A 15,690-nucleotide genomic window follows, 5' to 3' on the forward strand; every position below is an offset into this window, starting at 1 on the left:
CATCATGCAAAGGCGCCGTGGATGAACCAGCGCATCGGGCCGGTGGCGCCGTGCTCGCCATCGCCCAGGCGGAACAGCCAGTAGCGCCCGCCGGTCTCGGTCTCGACCTGATAGTAATCGCGCACCGCAAGCGGCAGCTCGCCCTCGGCACCACCCTCGCGCCACCACTCGCCATGCAGCCGTTCGGGCCCGTCGCCCTGGGTCACGCGGTATCTTTTGCCGCGCCATATGAAGAGGCGCGGTGCCTCGTCGGGCAGCAGCGCGATCACGTCGATCGGCTCCGGCCGCGCCAGCATCCGCGAGGGGCGGGGGAGATCGTCGTGCCAGCTTGTACCGGCCAAGGGATCGAGCGCGGGCACGTTCGATATGGTTCGCTCCGGCATCGCGCTGGCGCGCGGACCCGTGCGGTGCAGGTTGCGATGGCCGAAGCGATTGGCGAGGGCGTCCACCAGCGCGGGAAGGTCCGGTCCCTTGCGACCCAGTCGCTCGAGGCTCTCGCCCTGCGCGGGAGACATCGCTTCGATCAGCGGGGCGACCAGCGTCATCGCCTCGATGCCGAGTCCGGGCTCTATCGTCTCGACCTTTGCCGACAGCAGCTTCGCGAGGTGGCGCGGATCGCGCGATGGCGCGGCGGTGCCGACGCGGATCGCCTGGGTATGACCATCGACGCGGTGGAAATAGCAATCCAGCCGGCGGGCACCCTTGCCGAGCCTTGCCAGCTGGGCGGCGATGTCACCGGCGAGATCGGAAAGGACGCGGGTAAAGGCTTCGGCGGTCGCGATCGGCTCCATGAATCCGCGGCGCACCCTAGGCAGCGCTTCGGGAAAGATCGGCTCGATCGGCTCAGGCAGAAATCCCAGCGCCTGGTCGAGACGGCGATGCAGCTCGCGGCCGAACCTTTTGGCGAGCGGGCCCCGGGGTGCGCCGATCAGTTGCTCGACCCGCTCGAAGCCGAGCTTGCGCAGGCCCTCGACATCGGCGGAGGCAATGCGGAGCGCCGAGATCGGCAGCAGCGCGATCGCCTTGCGGCTGTGGCCGGGCTCGATCGTCACCGGCCGGCCCGCAGGGACATAGCGCGCAACCGCATGCGCGCAGCCGGCGGTATCGGCGACGGCGATCTGCACCGACAGGCCGAACGCCGCGACGCGGCGGTGCAGGTCCTTCAGCAAGGCGCGCTCGGTGCTGAACAGCGATGCGCAGCCGGTGATGTCGATCCACAGGCCGTCGGGCAGGTCGGGGGCAACGACCGGCGAGTATCGCGCACCTGCCCACAGTGCCAAGCGGCGCAGCCCGTCGGCATCGGCCTCGGGCGCGGCATCGACCACCTCAAGGCCCGGCGCGAACGACCGCGCCTGGGTCACCGTCATGCCTTGGCGGATGCCGAGCAGCCGCGCCTGCACGTCGACCCCCGCGACGACGCGGCGGCCATGATCGGGGATCGCCGTCACCAGCGGCGTGCATGCCGTTGCACCGCCGTCAGGCGGCGATTTGCCGGTCTTCCGCCGCAGCCGGTCGGTCGACCAGTGCGGCAGGAAGAGCGATACGACCCGTCGCATCGCACCCCTCCACGATCCAATGATGGGGATTGCCGCCCCGTGCGCGTTCGAGCTCGGCGCGCCAGCGCGGCCGGCCGAGGCTGGGAATGCCGAGATCCTCGCTCGGCGCCGCGGTGATCCGCCAGCGCGTCACCGCGGCCGTGCCCTCTGTGGCATGGTCGGCTCGCGAGGCACGGCGGAAGACGAACGCCGGGACGCCCGATCCTTCGGCGGCAAGCTGGAGGCGCTTCGAGGCCGTCGTCGAATATCTGGTGATCTCGCCAACGACGCCGGCAAGGCCCGGATTGCGCAGGCATTCCTCCATTGCGAGCAGGACGTTCGCGTCGCTGCCGGCCTCGACATGGATCACCCGGTCGGGGTGAAGCCCGGCAAGATGCAGGGCAGGGGCGAACAGGTCGCGCCAGCGCAGGCACCAGAAGACCGGTCCTTCGACCCGGGCGAGAATGCCGGCGAGGAAGATCGTCGCGCTGGCATCGTCGGCGAGGTCGGGACTGCCCGCTATTTCGTGAAGCGCGCCGGTCGCGATGCCGCCGCCCGGCAGCCGCGAATCCATCGCCTCGACGCCGAACGGGATAGTGCCGTGCCGCGCGCCCGCGCCCTCGATCTGCGCGACACGCGCTCGCAGATCCTCGAGGACGATTGATTGGTGCATGGCATCAGCAGACTCACAGGCGGTTGATTCGTTCCTTGTTTGTTCTATCGTCCTGGTTCAAGTCAATCGCCGGGCCCGAAACGATGGCGGGCCGATCAGGACCAAAGCGGTGCAAAAGTGGCAATTTCGGCGGCGAATATTTTTTACGGGCCATCGGATCGGCGGCGTGAATCCGCTATCAACGAGCGTTCGATGACCGATCCGTTCGACCTCGACCGATTCGTGGCCGCCCAGGCCGGAAGCTACGAGACCGCGCTTGCCGAAATCCGGCGGGGCGCCAAGCGCAGTCACTGGATGTGGTATATTTTCCCACAGATCGCAGGGCTCGGCCGGAGCGACATGGCGCGGCGATATGCGATCCGGTCGCTCGACGAGGCTCGCGCCTATCTCGGCCACCCCATCCTCGGCGCACGGCTGCGCGAGTGCGTGGCAGCCCTGCAGGATCTCATCGGGCTGACTGCGGACGGGGTTTTCGGCGATATCGACGCCGTGAAGCTACGATCCTCGCTGACGCTGTTCATCGAAGCCGGCGCCGGCCCGTTATTTGCCGCGGCACTGGATCGCTGGTTCGACAGTGCGAAGGACGAAGCAACCCTCGCGCGGCTCGGCGAGGATCGGGGGACGCCCCCATGAGTGCCGCGCGGTGCTGACTGCTCTGTTGCTATTGCTGGCCGCGCCAGGCGCGGCCGATGTCCGCTGCACCGCAGTTGATGGCGACACGCTTCGCTGCGGTGCCGAGCGCGTCCGTCTTCTCGGCATCGACGCCCCGGAACTGCCGGGTCATTGCCAGCAGGGCAGGCGTTGCGCGCCCGGCGATCCCTATGCTTCGACGCGCTCGCTGCGCGCTGCGGTCGTGCAGGGGCCGATTTTGATCCAGCGCATCGATACCGATCGCTACGGCCGAACGCTTGCGCTGGTGCGGGCGGGCGCGACCGATTTGAGCTGTTGGCAGCTCTCGCAGGGCCAGGCGATCTACAAGCCCTATTGGGACAATGGCGGCGCGCTCGCGCACATCTGCCCCGCAGCGCGTTGAGCTAATCTTCCGGGACCGTCTCCCGCATCGTCAGGCTAGGGGCCTGCACCACGTATGAGTGACGGCAGCATCACGTCGCCGGCTGCGTGGAGGCCCGGCACTGATGGATGCCTGGGCAAAACGATCATCGACGATGCCGCGCGCGCTGCAGAAGAAATTCTACGAGGATCGCGCCACCAAGGGCGTCGCTGCGCCGGGCGAGGGGGCGGACATTTTCAACATCATCCCCGACTGGCATGATCATCTCCGCTTCAGGCGCCTCGCTGACCGCCTGTCGCGCGCGGGCTGGTCGGCGGGTCAGGGCGACAAGGCCCTCGGCGGCAATTTGCTGCGACTTTATGGCGAGACCTTGGCTGAATGTGTCGTCGCGCGCCTTTACAGTTGCGCGCTGGTGCGGAGATTGTGGTTAGCCGTCAGGTCGAAAGCGCCGTTCGTGGGCGTTCGCACCATCGGCGGTCCCGGGAAAAGGTCAAGGCATACGCTGGATCGACCGTCTGTTGTCTTCCATCTTCATTCTCGGCGCGGCGGGGCATACGATCGGCGTATGGACCTTCTATCACGACAAGCCCGACACGCTGTTCTGGTCGCTGGCTGCGACACCGCTCATTCTGCTGCTTGCGGCGATCAATATTCTGCGAATCTACCGCACAATGACCGGGCGCTGGCCTGTATCGCGACAGTTGGGATGGTCGCCTATCTCGCAGTCACCATAGGCTTTGGCAGGCTCATCTACGACATGCTTGATCCGCGTGTCGTCACGTTCGGTGTGGTGTCGCTGGGGCTGATCGCCTTTGGTGTTCGCGATGCGCTGCTTGCCGGGAGCCGCTGAACGGTTTTACTAGCTCAGGCACGGCGGACGAGGTGTGAAAAGCATTCGACGGCCGCTTTACGCAGGTTGATGGTCGGTGACGACCGTGCCGAACGCCAACGAACCACTCTTTTGTTCTGGACGCTAACCAGTCGGACGCACCCGAGCTAAAGGCCAGTCGCCGTCCACGGCCGGCCGGCCCTTCGAAGCTGCATGCGAACTCGGACACCGACACCTTGCAGCGACAAGGCGATGCCATCGCAGGGATTGGCCGCAATCGCAGGCAAGCGTCAGGGCGTCAGGGCCTTGGGCCGGTCCTACAGGGCGGCGTAAGAATCGCCGTGTCATGCAGACCGACGCCACCACCCTATGGGCTGCTCTTCAGCAATGCCGGGAGGATGTCGAAATCTTCCCAAGGGAGGGATCGTCGAGCCGGCGGGACTTATCCGCAGTGGCGGCGGCCGCCCTCCCGGAACCTTTTTTACGTCTCGTTCATTCCTTCTTGATGATATGAGTAATACAAACTAGACATCACTCGAATCATCCAGAGGTGCCATAATGTCAGGGGAACACATCGAATCTGCAGGGGGGAGTGACGGGCCATGGGCAAGCGCCGGGATCATCGGGCTGAACCAGTCGATCGCGGTTATCGAAGGCGCGCGCCTGCGTGAGGTCGTGGCGAATTCGATCCATCTCGCGTTTAAGGCGGAGCGTACGAATCCCGACACCGAGGAGGACGCCGGGCAGGGTGCCTCAGACCGGGTCACCGCACGGGTGATCGAGGAGCTCGGCAAGTTGCTCGCGCAGCCCCAGTCGCGCCCTGAGTTGAAGACCGCCGCTGAACTGTTCGAATACGTCTCGCGGATTGCGAAGGAGGAGCACCAGGCCCTCCAGGACCGTGAGGTCAAGGACCTGGCGCGCGCCATCGCCCAGATCAACCGCAACGAGGATCCGCTCGTCTATTCGCGCGACATGCTGAAAGAAAACGCCCGTCAGCGTGCGCGGCTGCTCGAATCCTGGCCGTCCTATAACAGCCGGGATCTGACCCAACTCGCCGGTCACAAGGCCAAGAATTCGAGTGCGACTGCGAGCAGGTGGCGCCAGGCAAAGCGCGTCTTTGCTATATCGACCGCGGACGGGGTTCTATTTCCGGCGTTCCAGTTCACCGACAGTGAACCGCATCCGGTGGTCGAAGAGGTGCTGGCGGCGCTGCCCAGCCGCATGAGCAACTGGGAGATCGCGTTCTGGTTCACCTCTCCCAACGGCTATCTCGACGGGCTGTGCCCGGCGGAGAGCTTCGAGGACCGCGATGCGATCATTGGCGCGGCCGAATATGAAGCTGAAAGGCTGGCGGGATGACCCTGGTCGTCCCGTCACCCTTCCCGGCGGTCAGGACCTTGCCGCTCAAGGCGGGAACGCCGCTCGACCGGATCCATGACCGCGGGTTCAAGGGCGACGCGTTCAATCCCGGCCTTGGCCGACGGACCCGTTTCGCCCCCCTCCGGAGGCCGACCGGGCCGGTCGGCACGATGTACGGGGCAGATGATCTTGATTGCGCGATCTTCGAGACGCTGCTCCATGACATTCCCACCGGTGCAGGGCCGACAACGATCGGATGGAGCTCGATCGAGCCGCTCGACCACTCCGAACTGGTCGTGAAACGTGGCCTCGTCCTTGCGCAATTGAACGAGCCGGACCTGAAGAAGATGGGGACGTCGAGGGCCCAGCTCATCGATACTCGCCCGCGGCAGTATAAACATACCAGCGCCTGGGCGCTCGCCCTCCATGACGCGCATCAACATATTCAGGGCATGTGCTGGACCTCGTCCAAAGACGATTCCAGCATTTCCTATATTTTCTTCGGTGACCGTATCGATGTCGATCAGGAACTGGAACTCGTCTCGACGACACGTATGCGCGATTGCAGCAAAAGGCTGGACGCAATTCGTCATGCTTGTGATCGAATCGGGTGTTCGGTGATCTGGTAAACAGCTGACATTCGTGTTAGTATGACGGCAACTATGGTCAATACAGGGTTAAATACAAGGTTAGAGGCGACGATCGGGTAACAGTACGATCGAATTGGGGTTCGAAGATGGGCTACGAAGGCTCAGGTCGGGTACCTTTCGAAGACGCAATCATCGATTGCGGACGCTATACCGCTATGATCGACGCTCTTCCGTTGCCGCTTCATGTTCGCGCCTGGCAATTTTTCTACGACATCGAACTGCGCTGTCGCCGCCGGTTTCAGTTAGGCGCTTCGTCCGGCGGGTTCACCGACAAAGTCGGTTATAACGGGTTCTTCGCACGGTTTCGCTATACTGTGAGGCAGGTCGGCGAACGGCTTGTTCCAACGCTCAAATTATTGCTCTTCAGAATTGGGCAGCCTTCCGGCCCATCGTCCGACGGCGACAATGAAACCGTCATCATCGTGCGCGACGGCAAGGAAGTGTCGATCCCCGTGACCGACCGCCCGAAGAAGCGCCGTAATTCCAACCGACTGGTGAATGAGATCGCTCGCCATGCGCTTGCCCCGTCACGCTTTGGCGGCAAGGCGATGGCGCTGCTGCTCGCCGGCACGATGCTCGCCGGCGTGCCGGTCGCGGTCAGCATTCTTGGCAGCGCCCACCAGGAGTCCGTCCAGCAGGCCGCGCCCGCGTCGGTGCACCGTCCGATCCCGGTCGATCAGGTCGTTCGCGCGTTGAGCGTGCGGACCATCCATACGCTGCGCGTCGAAGGCACGCAGCGCGTCGAACCCGAGACGGTGCTGGCTTATACCCGGCTGGGGATTGGGCAGGATGCGACGCACGAACTGCTCGATCAGGCGATCAGGGATCTCTATGCGACCGACCTGTTTGCTGATGTGACGGTCAGCGGCGGCGACACCGGCAACATCGTCGTGCGCGTTCGTGAGAACCCGGTGATCAACCGGGTTGTCTATGAGGGCAACCGGCGCGTGAGCGCACACGACCTGGGCAAGGTCGTGGCGATTGCGCCGCGGCAGATCTTCACCCGCAGCGCCGTCCGCGGCGATGTCGCGCGCATCCTCGAGCTCTATCGTGGTCGGGGGCGGTTCGCGGCGTCGGTTTCACCCAAGTTCGTCGCGCTCGATCACAACCGCGTCGATCTGATCTACGAGATCGCCGAGGGCGCCAAGTCGAAGGTCAGCAGGATCGACACCGTGCGCGGCGGCGCCTCTTCGTCGGGCAAGCTACGCGGGTATGTGGCGACCGGGCCGAGCCGCCTGGTGACCTTGCTCGACGCGACCGCAAGGTTCGACAGTGTCCGCGTGGCCTATAACCAGCAGATGCTGCGCCAATACTACCTGACCCAGGGCTATACCGATGTCCGCTTCACGTCGGCGATGGCCGAACTGACCCCGGACAAGACGGACTTCATCATCACCTATGTGGCGCAGGAAGGTCAGCGCCGTGACTTCAGAGCCACCGCCGTCGACAGCGAGTTTGGTAACGACGACACGATGAAGTTTGCCACCACGTCGCAGGTCAACCGCGTCGTTTGGTACGACACTGCCAAGGGCGCGATCGACAATCGGGCAGAGCCGACTGGCTTGTTCGCCTATGCCTTCACCGAGGTGAACCCCGAGCTCGATCGCAACGGTCAGTCCCCGACCATGGGGAACAATTCACCTACCTCGGACGGCAGGCAAGCTTATGTCGAGCGGATCGACATCAACGGCAACGCCCGGACGCGGGGCAAGGTGATCCGCCGCGCGGTTGGCCCGCGGAAAGGTGACGCGTTCAACAGCTTCCAGGTCAAGCGCTCGCAGGACCGGATCAATTCGCTCGGCTTCTTCCAGGAGAAGTTCGAGGTCAGGAAGACGCAAGGTTCTTCGACCGACCGCGTCGTGCTGACCGGTGACCTCGAAGACAAAACGGCCGGCGAGTTGTCGCTGTCGGCTGGCTATTCGAGCCTCGAGAAGTTCATCATCGGGGCTTCGGTCAAGCAGCACAACTTCCGCGGCAAGGGCCAGGAACTGCGCGCCAGTATCAACTGGTCGGTCTACGCCAAGTCCGCCGAGCTCGGCTTCACCGAGCCCTATCTGTTCGACAAGAATATCGCGATCGGCGGCGATGTGTTCGGGCGCGAGTATGGGGCATTCAGCTATACCGGTGACGCGTGTCAGACGATCTACACGCAGGTAGCGGCCGGTTTCCGGGTCGTTGCCGGTGCGCCCGTGCTCGGCGACCGCCCGTCATCCGGCGGCTCCGGCCTGTCTGGTTGCGACGTTGACCTCGTCAAGCCGGCCGATGGCGCCAAGGCCGTCACTGCGCCCGGCAGCGAGGTGCTCGGCACCCGCATGACCCTATCGAGCGACCGGTACGAGCGCGGCAATAACGCGCTCCTGCTGCTGGTCGGCGCCGAGGCTGCCGCGCTCGCGCATCGTGACGGACCGGACAGCGGCGCGACCAGCGACGCCTATGGTTTCGGTGGTGGCGCGATCGGGCGCCGCAGCACCGACAATCCCGGGGCCGGGCGGTGCGCTGAACGCTACGCATCCGGCGGCGGTGTCCAAGCCGTGGTCACGCGGATCGGCGGCGCGACCGCTTATGCCGACCATGCGTTCGGCGGCCATCTCACCTATCTCGGAAGGTCCGACCTCGAGATGCCGCTCGGCACGCTAGGCGACGAAACCCGCCTGATCCCGGCGATCTCCGTCACGATCCCGCCCGGCACGCTGATTTGCAAGACTGGCTATGCGATGACGCTCGACACTCGCGTGACGCCAGAGCGCGCAGTCTCGATCGGGGGCGCCGCGTCCGGCACCACGATGGCAATCGCCAACCTGATCGGCGTCGGTTCCAAAGGCGCCGGCCTCCCGGTCACTACGGCTCAGGCTAAGGCCACGCCCTCGCCACGCTTGTGGACCGAGATCGCTTTTCACTTGTCCGGCGGGACGCGATCGTGACCAACATAGGGACACAATCCTGCCGACGTGATCGGCTGCCGGCGCAGCATCCGGCTGGTATCGGAAGCGTGTCGCTCACTTGGCGGTCGTTGCCCGATCGTCGCGCAGGTCATTGAAGCCCGGAAACGGTATTCAACGCCTCGGCAGGAACGGTGTCAGCCGCGCGGGGAGCTATCCGCCGCGCGCTTCGGGTCGTTGGCTCAGCGCATTGCCTGGCGTACGGCCGCGTTGACTATTGTTTCACCCGAGGCGGACACCGCCAGGGGTGCGCTCGACCGCCCCATCAGCGATCAGCGGCAGGCTCGGGCAGAGAGAAATGGCTCTGCATCCACATTCAACGCACGCAGCTTTGCGCGCAACAGGGATCTCAGGTCGACGTCGCGCGCGAGCGTTGCGCGAAGGTCATATCCTTCCATCAGCAGGATGGCCTTTGACGGATTCTGCCTGAGCATCGGCACGACGTGCTCGGACCAGCCGCTGATCGACAGAAACAAACCCATGGTCTGCCGTCCCGACCTGTTCACCTGACCGATCAACCCGTCCAGATCGCGAGTATCGGCCGGCTTTTGGCGCCATCGGCATTCGACGAGATAGTGCCAGCCGTCCATTTCGAACGCGCCATCGATCTGCTCGGCGCCGTCGTTGCGGAAAAAGGACTTGGTCACCGGGAAATCGTGCAAATCGAAAAGCCGATTGAGCAAGTCCTGCAATAGGAAGCCGCGTTCGTGCGGTTCCCCGTTTGAGGTGGCGTGGTCGAACTGGCCGAGCAGCAGAGCACTCTGCTGTCTCACCTGCGCCGACTTTTCGGTCGCTGCGTCCTCTGCCGCCTGCCGCGCGCGCGCGGCGGCGACCTCTCGCTCTTGCGCATCCTGCTCGAGCATATGGCCTTTGACCTCGCGGGCCTTTTGCACGGTGCCACGCGCGACATATTCGTCGGCGGCTAGATGGTAAGCGTCCCACTCGGACGCGATCGCGATGAGACGGGAGACGATTTCCTCGTCACCGCCGTCCCGCGCCAGCACGTCGAGCACCATCGTGCCAGCCACGCGCTTCGAAAGACGCTCGTTCGTGGCGGGATCACGGTCCTTCAGGAAGCGCTTGATCAGGTCTTCGGGAACGCCGGCGCGGCGTAGCAGCTGGTCGGCCGCCGACCGTTTGATATTCACCAGGGTCGCGATGATCTCCAGCGCCAGACGGCGGCGGTCCGCAGCCGAGACGGTCACGTTTCTGGTCCAGACGCGCTCGCGTATGAACTCTCAGTCTCGCTCATCTCTGCGTCCGTGAGAGTCCCGAACTCATCGCCGCCCGCGCAATAAAAAGGGCGTCCGCCATTCTCGTTCGGGAATGTGTGCAGCACGTTATACTGACCTGGGGGCATGTTCATGATCCGCTCCACGCCGTGGCCGAAAGTATCGAAGGACGCAAGGAAGCGAACGTCGTCCGGCGGGAGGTGATTGCTGGTTTGCGCGGCACGATCGGGAAGAACGCGGCAGGAGCATGCGCGTCGAAACAGCGATGCCAATCGCCGCTCTCGAGCAGCGCTTCGACATGCTGCCACTCGCCACTAGAATGTAGTTATCCAACCTCACATTGGCCGATGCGGGAAATTGCGATACGATTTCCTGGAGGCAGAAGGGTACGAGACGGCGTATAGAATGCTCTTAGCCGCCGTGGGCCCCGACAATACCTATTCTCGACGTGTCGAAGACTCACTTTCGTCGCTCGGCGATGGCGGGGAGCCCGTCGGGCCGATTTGAGGTGGTGCGCACGGGCCGTCAATTTTCCTACAGGCCTTTGTGCCAGCCGTCGAATTAAACGAGGCTCCCGTGCTACGGTCAGACCAGACTGGCGCCAGCCCACGGCGGAGGGCGCGACGGTAGCCCGGTTCGACGCCGCTGATCCCGCCGCTCTGCCGGGTGCCAGCCTTTGTTGGCGGTTGGCGGCGGCTGCGCCGTCGGTGCAAGCGGACGCCGCTTCGCGGCGGCGTGGTTTGGGCCACTCCCAACAGCGGAAGTGAGCGGCGCTCCGTGCTAGGCCGCCCGCGGTCCGGTGTGGCTGGCTATTGGCTGGGGTCGAGATTGTCGATCGTGTCGTCGGCTCCCTCCAGCCCGCCGCTGCTTTCCTCGGTAGCGGCCGACGCCGTCACATCGACCGCCGCAGCGGGCGGTCCGATCCTGGCTTGGAGAGCGCTAAGCCTGGTGTCGGCTTCGTCCGCCGCTTCGCCTGCGCCTGTCGCCGCGGCCAGATAGCGTCCGGCCGCGACTTCGTTCTGGAAATAGGCGGTTTCCTTCTCAAGCCCCGCCACGTCAGTTTCCGGCAGCGACTGGACCGCAAGCATGTCGAAGGCGCCGCAGATATCGAGCTTGCCCCAGCCAAAGGAGCGGCTGAGCGCATCATAGCAATTCTGGCTGTATATCATCGCGCCGGAGACGCCTTCCGCTGCAAAGGCGAGCCGCTCATGGGCCATGCCGCGCTTGACGCTCTTTCGGCTGAGCGGCTGGACGGGGGGTGGCGTCTGCGCCTTCACTGCGTCGCTCAGGCTTTGCGCCATCGCGGTCGGTGCCGCGCTGCTGTTCTGCGTGCCGGTCGGCGTCGAGCAACGGGAAAGGCTCCAGGCGATGCCGATCACCACGATGATGACGACGGTCATGGTGCAGCCATTGTCAGGCGGCTGCGGGCCGGTGCCGGAAGGGGGCGAGGGTTTCACCATTGCCGCACACGCTCGCGCGCTTGTTCGATCATCCCGCATCCTCCCGAAATATTCGAGCAGTCTAGCCGCGCCGGCGATGCGCGCAATCGTCTGATCTCTCGCACGCGCTCAATATTCGTTCTTGTTGAGGGCAGACGCGCGGCCTAGTCTAGTCATCTGCCGCGCTTTGGGAGGAGCGCCTTTATGCCTGATACTATCCAATGCGACCTGCGGCCCGAGTGCCTTTCCTTGTCGCAGACTGCTTCAGGCTGGGTTCGAGCTTTTTATCCCGACGTGACACTGGAGCTGGAGGGAACAACCGTCAGCCTGTCCTCGACGGTCAGGCGAGGCGGCGAGCTGGCCCTCATCTGGAAGTCGGCGCTCGCCAACGAGCGCCTGCTGGCGCGCGGCGCCGTCGCGCGCAGCGTCGTGCTTGCGCGGTTGCTAGAATGACCTTCCTGCCGATCCGCGCCACGCCTATGCGAGGCGACCGGGCACTCCTCGTGAGCGACACAGGGGGCTTTTGCACCGTTTCCTACGGCTTGCTCGACCGGCTCGCCGAAGATGCATTGTCGAGCGAAGACCTTCATGTCCTTGAACGCCATGGCCTTGCGATCGTCGACGAGGACGCGCTCGGCCATGTCGCGCACGCCTACGGCCTGGCGGAGCGGCTGACCCGTCCGGGACCGCTCGATTATCTCATCCTCGTACCGACGCTCAGGTGCAATCTCAGCTGCTCCTATTGCCAGGTGTCGCGTGCAGGCCTTGCGCAGAAGGGCTATGACTGGAGCGACGCTACGCTTGGCGCGGTTCTTCGCCAGCTTGACGCCCTGCCGACCAAGCGCATCAAGATCGAATTCCAGGGCGGCGAACCGACGTTGCGGCCCGACCTGCTGCGCGCGGTGATCGACGGTTGCGCGCGCTTCGCCAAGCGTCAGTTCGTCATCTGCACCAATCTGCACGCGCTCAGCGACGAGATCCTTGCGATCTTCGATCGGCCTGACGTCTATATCAGCACCTCGCTTGACGGCGACGCCGCCACGCACGGCCACAACCGCACCGGCGATGCCGCGGAGACCAGTCAGTTCCTCCGGAACCTCGACGCCGTCATCGCGCGCTATGGGCCCGAAAAGGTGTCGGCTTTGCCGACGATCAATCCGCTTTCACCGCCCGCGATCGACGACCTGATCGACAGCTATGCAAGCCGCGGCCTCGACAGCCTGTTCCTGCGACCGATCAATTTCCAGGGCTTCGCCAGGAAGCGCCACCGGGACTCGCGCGAACAGGACGCCGCCTGGCGCGATTATTATGAACACTTCGTCCGCCGGATCATCGAGCGCAACTGGGCGGACCGGAGCCGCGTGCTCGAGGAAACGTATCTCAGTATCTGCCTCAGGCGGATCTTCCAGCCCGGGCGCGATCGTCATGTCGATCTGCGCAACCCCAACCCGATGGGCACCGATTATATCGTCGTCGACCATGACGGCACGGTCTATCCTACCGACGAAGCGCGGATGCTGGCCCGGTCGGGCGTGATCGATCTCGCGATCGGCGATATCGCCTCGGGTTGGGACACCGAAAAGCGGGCGTTGCTGAACGCCCACGCGACCAACCAGTTCGATCCGGCCTGCCAGCGCTGCGCCTACCAGCCCTATTGCGGCCGTGACCTTGTCGACGACATCGCACGCTATGGCCGCATCGACGTGCCACGCGCCGAGACCGATTTCTGCCGGCGGCACTTGCACCTGTTCGATTTCATCTTCGAGCTGATCTATTCGAACGACCCGGCGGTGCGCCATTCGCTCAGCCGCTGGCTGCGTCTCCCCGGCACCCCGTCGGAACTCGGCGTGTCAGCCCTATGATCCCGCTCAGTCTCGCAGCGCTTGCCGAGGCGGACCGCCCGTTCGTCACCCGGCTGCGGTCGGACAGGAGTGCCGGGCTCGTCGAGTGGGATTCAGTCCTGGTCGACCACGAGGAACTTGGCGCCTGCTATGCCGGTAAGCACGGCCTGGTCGCGATCGACGGTGCCGCGGCCACCGACCTCGATGGCGATATCATCCTGGTGCAGCCGGGTACAGGCCGCGCCGAGCGCCTTTTGCGCAGCGGGTCCGCCCACAACACGCTCCTGGTAACGGAACGCTGTGACCAGCTTTGCGTCATGTGCTCGCAGCCGCCCAAGAAAACGCACGTCGACCGGTTCGACCTTTTCGAGCAGGCCTGCTTGCTCGCCGAGCCGGGCACGCTGATCGGCATCACTGGCGGCGAGCCGACCCTCTACAAGGAGCAGTTATGCGGTATGATCGAGCGGGTTCTCGCCGCCCGGCCCGATCTCGAATTCCACGTGCTTACCAACGGTCAGCATTTCGCGGACGACGACATCGAGCGGCTGCGCGACCCCCGTTATGCGCGCGTGAGCTGGGGCATCCCGCTTTATGCATCCGACGCAGCGCTCCATGATGAAATCGTCGGCAAGACGGGCGCATTCGTCCGCCTGCAGCAGAGCCTCGCGATTCTGGCGCTCGCCGGCGCGAGGATCGAGCTGCGGACGGTGTTACTCACCACCAACCTCGATGCGCTGCCTGGGCTCGCCCGCCACGTCGCGGTCCGTCTTCGCTTCATCGAGGTCTGGTCGATCATGCAGCTGGAAAATACCGGCTATGCACGCAACCGCTGGGGGAGGCTGTTCGTCAATCACGCAAGCCGGTTCGATCCGATCGCACAAGCGCTCGACCTGACAGCCCTGCACGGCATGGACGCGCAACTGTTCAACTTCCCGAGATGCACCGTGCCGCAGTCCTACCGCCACCTGGCAATTGCCTCGATCTCGGACTGGAAACGCAAGTTCACGCCGGCGTGTGAATCCTGCCGTGAACGCGATGCGTGCAGTGGTTTTTTCGAATGGCACCCCGATGCTGACGCGCTTGCCGGAGTATCGCCACTATGAAGCGAACCCGTTTCCTGATCTCGAGCATGCTGGCCGCTGGCTTCGGCACGCAGGATGCCGCCAACGCCGCGTTCATCAGCGCAACGACCACGGGTGTCGATGATCCCAACAAGGGCACCCTGTTTCGTGTGTTCGGCCAGGATCACCTGATGATCCTCGCCCAGCATCGCAGCCATAGCAGCCACTCAAGCCATTCGAGCCACCGGTCGGGCTATGGCGGCGGGCATTACAGCCATACCAGCCACCGCTCGAGCACGGGCGGCGGTTACGGCGATTCGAGCTATACCGCCCCCGCCTACACGCCGCCGGCACCGAGGCCAACGCCGAGCCCGACGCCTGATCCGGCGCCGCAGCCGCTCGTCGCACTGTCCGAGCGGGCGACGGCACCCGCGGAACCCGCTACCTCGACGCTGTCCGGGCGGACCAAGCGCTTTGCAGCGATCGTCCGCCGGGTCCAGATCGCCCTGCTCGCGCAAGGCTTCTATAATGGACGGATCGACGGGATCGTCGGGCCGGCATTGCGCTCGTCGCTTCGCCGGTTCCAGGCGAGCAGGTCGCTGGCGGTCACCGGGACGATAACGCCCGAGGCCCTCGACGCATTGATGGTGTCGAGCAACTGAGTCCAGCCGGGCGGCGATCTGCCGCAACTCTACCAGGTCGCAGTACGTGCTATTCCTCGACGGCGGCCGGGGTCATTGCCAGAAGGGCAGGCCTTGCGTGCAGCGTCTCATAGTGTCGACCGCCTGGTCCGCGAACGCCAGGGCGCCGGTGACGGCAGCGGTAGCGGCCGCTCAGCGTGGATGGCGTCTCGACTGCATATAAGTTCCTTCTTCCTCGAACTTCGGAGTGTATTGCCCGACTACGCGGCCCAGGCCTTGGTATGCAGTGTGAGCATCAGTGTTGCGCGCCGGTGCCGTCGATGGCTCGCAGGGCGGTTGATCACGCCAACTACGTCGTAGTACGGACCTGAAGGGCTCAACGCTGCTCATGGCGGGCAAGCCGGTCAGGTTTTGGGACCGCTGAGTATAGCAAGCGGATGTCGTTTCGACAGGCTCGAACCTCCGGAATCTTGACCAAG

General features: G+C 64.6%; 14 protein-coding genes. 10 read left to right on the plus strand and 4 right to left on the minus strand.

Annotated elements, in window-relative coordinates; translation table 11 throughout:
• Window positions 1–2: 2 nt before the first annotated feature.
• Window positions 3–1,556, minus strand: coding sequence for a DUF6504 family protein (locus tag ACZ1I2_RS11010; RefSeq protein WP_465169654.1), 1,554 nt, complete (start codon window positions 1,554–1,556; stop codon window positions 3–5).
• Window positions 1,477–2,208 carry an ImuA family protein gene (locus ACZ1I2_RS11015; protein WP_465169653.1) on the minus strand — a complete coding sequence of 244 codons (732 nt, stop codon included), beginning with the start codon at window positions 2,206–2,208 and terminating at the stop codon, window positions 1,477–1,479. Before ACZ1I2_RS11015 ends, ACZ1I2_RS11010 begins: the two co-directional genes overlap by 80 nt.
• Window positions 2,209–2,400: 192 nt before the next feature.
• Here ACZ1I2_RS11015 and ACZ1I2_RS11020 point away from each other — a divergent pair, with 192 nt between their 5' ends.
• The 6 genes from ACZ1I2_RS11020 to bamA all read left to right on the plus strand — a co-directional run bounded on the left by ACZ1I2_RS11020 (window position 2,401) and on the right by bamA (window position 8,979).
• Window positions 2,401–2,841: a DUF1810 domain-containing protein gene (locus ACZ1I2_RS11020; RefSeq protein ID WP_465173962.1), complete on the plus strand. Its 441-nt coding sequence runs from the start codon at window positions 2,401–2,403 to the stop codon at window positions 2,839–2,841.
• Window positions 2,842–2,851: 10 nt separating this feature from the next.
• Window positions 2,852–3,241, plus strand: a complete 390-nt coding sequence (locus tag ACZ1I2_RS11025; protein ID WP_465169652.1) for a thermonuclease family protein — start codon at window positions 2,852–2,854, stop codon at window positions 3,239–3,241.
• A 103-nt stretch (window positions 3,242–3,344) separates the two neighbouring features.
• Window positions 3,345–4,070, plus strand: coding sequence for a hypothetical protein (locus ACZ1I2_RS11030; protein ID WP_465181640.1), 726 nt, complete (start codon window positions 3,345–3,347; stop codon window positions 4,068–4,070).
• Window positions 4,071–4,607: 537 nt separating this feature from the next.
• Complete coding sequence (locus tag ACZ1I2_RS11035; protein WP_465169649.1) at window positions 4,608–5,408, plus strand: hypothetical protein; 801 nt, start codon at window positions 4,608–4,610, stop codon at window positions 5,406–5,408.
• Window positions 5,405–6,037, plus strand: a complete 633-nt coding sequence (locus ACZ1I2_RS11040; protein WP_465169648.1) for an RES family NAD+ phosphorylase — start codon at window positions 5,405–5,407, stop codon at window positions 6,035–6,037. The genes ACZ1I2_RS11035 and ACZ1I2_RS11040 overlap by 4 nt, the downstream gene beginning before the upstream one ends.
• 176 nt (window positions 6,038–6,213) lie before the next feature.
• Complete coding sequence (gene bamA, locus ACZ1I2_RS11045) at window positions 6,214–8,979, plus strand: outer membrane protein assembly factor BamA (protein WP_465169647.1); 2,766 nt, start codon at window positions 6,214–6,216, stop codon at window positions 8,977–8,979.
• A 290-nt stretch (window positions 8,980–9,269) separates the two neighbouring features.
• Here the strand turns inward: bamA and ACZ1I2_RS11050 are convergent, their stop codons facing one another.
• Both ACZ1I2_RS11050 and ACZ1I2_RS11055 read right to left on the minus strand, forming a co-directional pair.
• Window positions 9,270–10,202 carry a hypothetical protein gene (locus ACZ1I2_RS11050; RefSeq protein ID WP_465169646.1) on the minus strand — a complete coding sequence of 311 codons (933 nt, stop codon included), beginning with the start codon at window positions 10,200–10,202 and terminating at the stop codon, window positions 9,270–9,272.
• 836 nt (window positions 10,203–11,038) lie between these two features.
• Window positions 11,039–11,629, minus strand: coding sequence for a hypothetical protein (locus ACZ1I2_RS11055; protein WP_465174103.1), 591 nt, complete (start codon window positions 11,627–11,629; stop codon window positions 11,039–11,041).
• A gap of 243 nt (window positions 11,630–11,872) precedes the next feature.
• On the opposite strand from ACZ1I2_RS11055, the gene ACZ1I2_RS11060 reads away from it, so the two are divergent.
• From ACZ1I2_RS11060 to ACZ1I2_RS11075, 4 genes are read left to right on the plus strand one after another with little or no spacing between them, the layout of a single operon-like run.
• A complete protein-coding gene (locus tag ACZ1I2_RS11060; protein WP_465169644.1) occupies window positions 11,873–12,121 on the plus strand; it encodes a hypothetical protein in 249 nt (82 codons plus the stop codon).
• Between the two features lie 50 nt (window positions 12,122–12,171).
• Window positions 12,172–13,530, plus strand: coding sequence for a His-Xaa-Ser system radical SAM maturase HxsB (gene hxsB, locus ACZ1I2_RS11065; RefSeq protein WP_465181641.1), 1,359 nt, complete (start codon window positions 12,172–12,174; stop codon window positions 13,528–13,530).
• Window positions 13,527–14,612: a His-Xaa-Ser system radical SAM maturase HxsC gene (gene hxsC, locus ACZ1I2_RS11070; RefSeq protein WP_465169642.1), complete on the plus strand. Its 1,086-nt coding sequence runs from the start codon at window positions 13,527–13,529 to the stop codon at window positions 14,610–14,612. Before hxsB ends, hxsC begins: the two co-directional genes overlap by 4 nt.
• On the plus strand, window positions 14,609–15,232 hold the full coding sequence (locus tag ACZ1I2_RS11075; RefSeq protein ID WP_465169641.1) for a peptidoglycan-binding protein: 624 nt from the start codon (window positions 14,609–14,611) through the stop codon (window positions 15,230–15,232). The genes hxsC and ACZ1I2_RS11075 overlap by 4 nt, the downstream gene beginning before the upstream one ends.
• Window positions 15,233–15,690 lie beyond the last annotated feature (458 nt).

It is taken from the genome of Sphingomonas sp. BL-S-29 (assembly GCF_055521495.1).

Coding starts and splice junctions, on each gene's coding strand:
- ACZ1I2_RS11040 (WP_465169648.1), top strand. CDS start 5,405: ATGACCCTGGTCGTCCCGTCACCCTTCCCGGCGGTCAGGACCTTGCCG.
- ACZ1I2_RS11030 (WP_465181640.1), top strand. CDS start 3,345: ATGGATGCCTGGGCAAAACGATCATCGACGATGCCGCGCGCGCTGCAG.
- hxsC (WP_465169642.1), top strand. CDS start 13,527: ATGATCCCGCTCAGTCTCGCAGCGCTTGCCGAGGCGGACCGCCCGTTC.
- ACZ1I2_RS11075 (WP_465169641.1), top strand. CDS start 14,609: ATGAAGCGAACCCGTTTCCTGATCTCGAGCATGCTGGCCGCTGGCTTC.
- ACZ1I2_RS11035 (WP_465169649.1), top strand. CDS start 4,608: ATGTCAGGGGAACACATCGAATCTGCAGGGGGGAGTGACGGGCCATGG.
- ACZ1I2_RS11010 (WP_465169654.1), bottom strand. CDS start 1,556: ATGCGACGGGTCGTATCGCTCTTCCTGCCGCACTGGTCGACCGACCGG.
- ACZ1I2_RS11015 (WP_465169653.1), bottom strand. CDS start 2,208: ATGCACCAATCAATCGTCCTCGAGGATCTGCGAGCGCGTGTCGCGCAG.
- ACZ1I2_RS11020 (WP_465173962.1), top strand. CDS start 2,401: ATGACCGATCCGTTCGACCTCGACCGATTCGTGGCCGCCCAGGCCGGA.
- bamA (WP_465169647.1), top strand. CDS start 6,214: ATGATCGACGCTCTTCCGTTGCCGCTTCATGTTCGCGCCTGGCAATTT.
- ACZ1I2_RS11060 (WP_465169644.1), top strand. CDS start 11,873: ATGCCTGATACTATCCAATGCGACCTGCGGCCCGAGTGCCTTTCCTTG.
- ACZ1I2_RS11055 (WP_465174103.1), bottom strand. CDS start 11,629: ATGACCGTCGTCATCATCGTGGTGATCGGCATCGCCTGGAGCCTTTCC.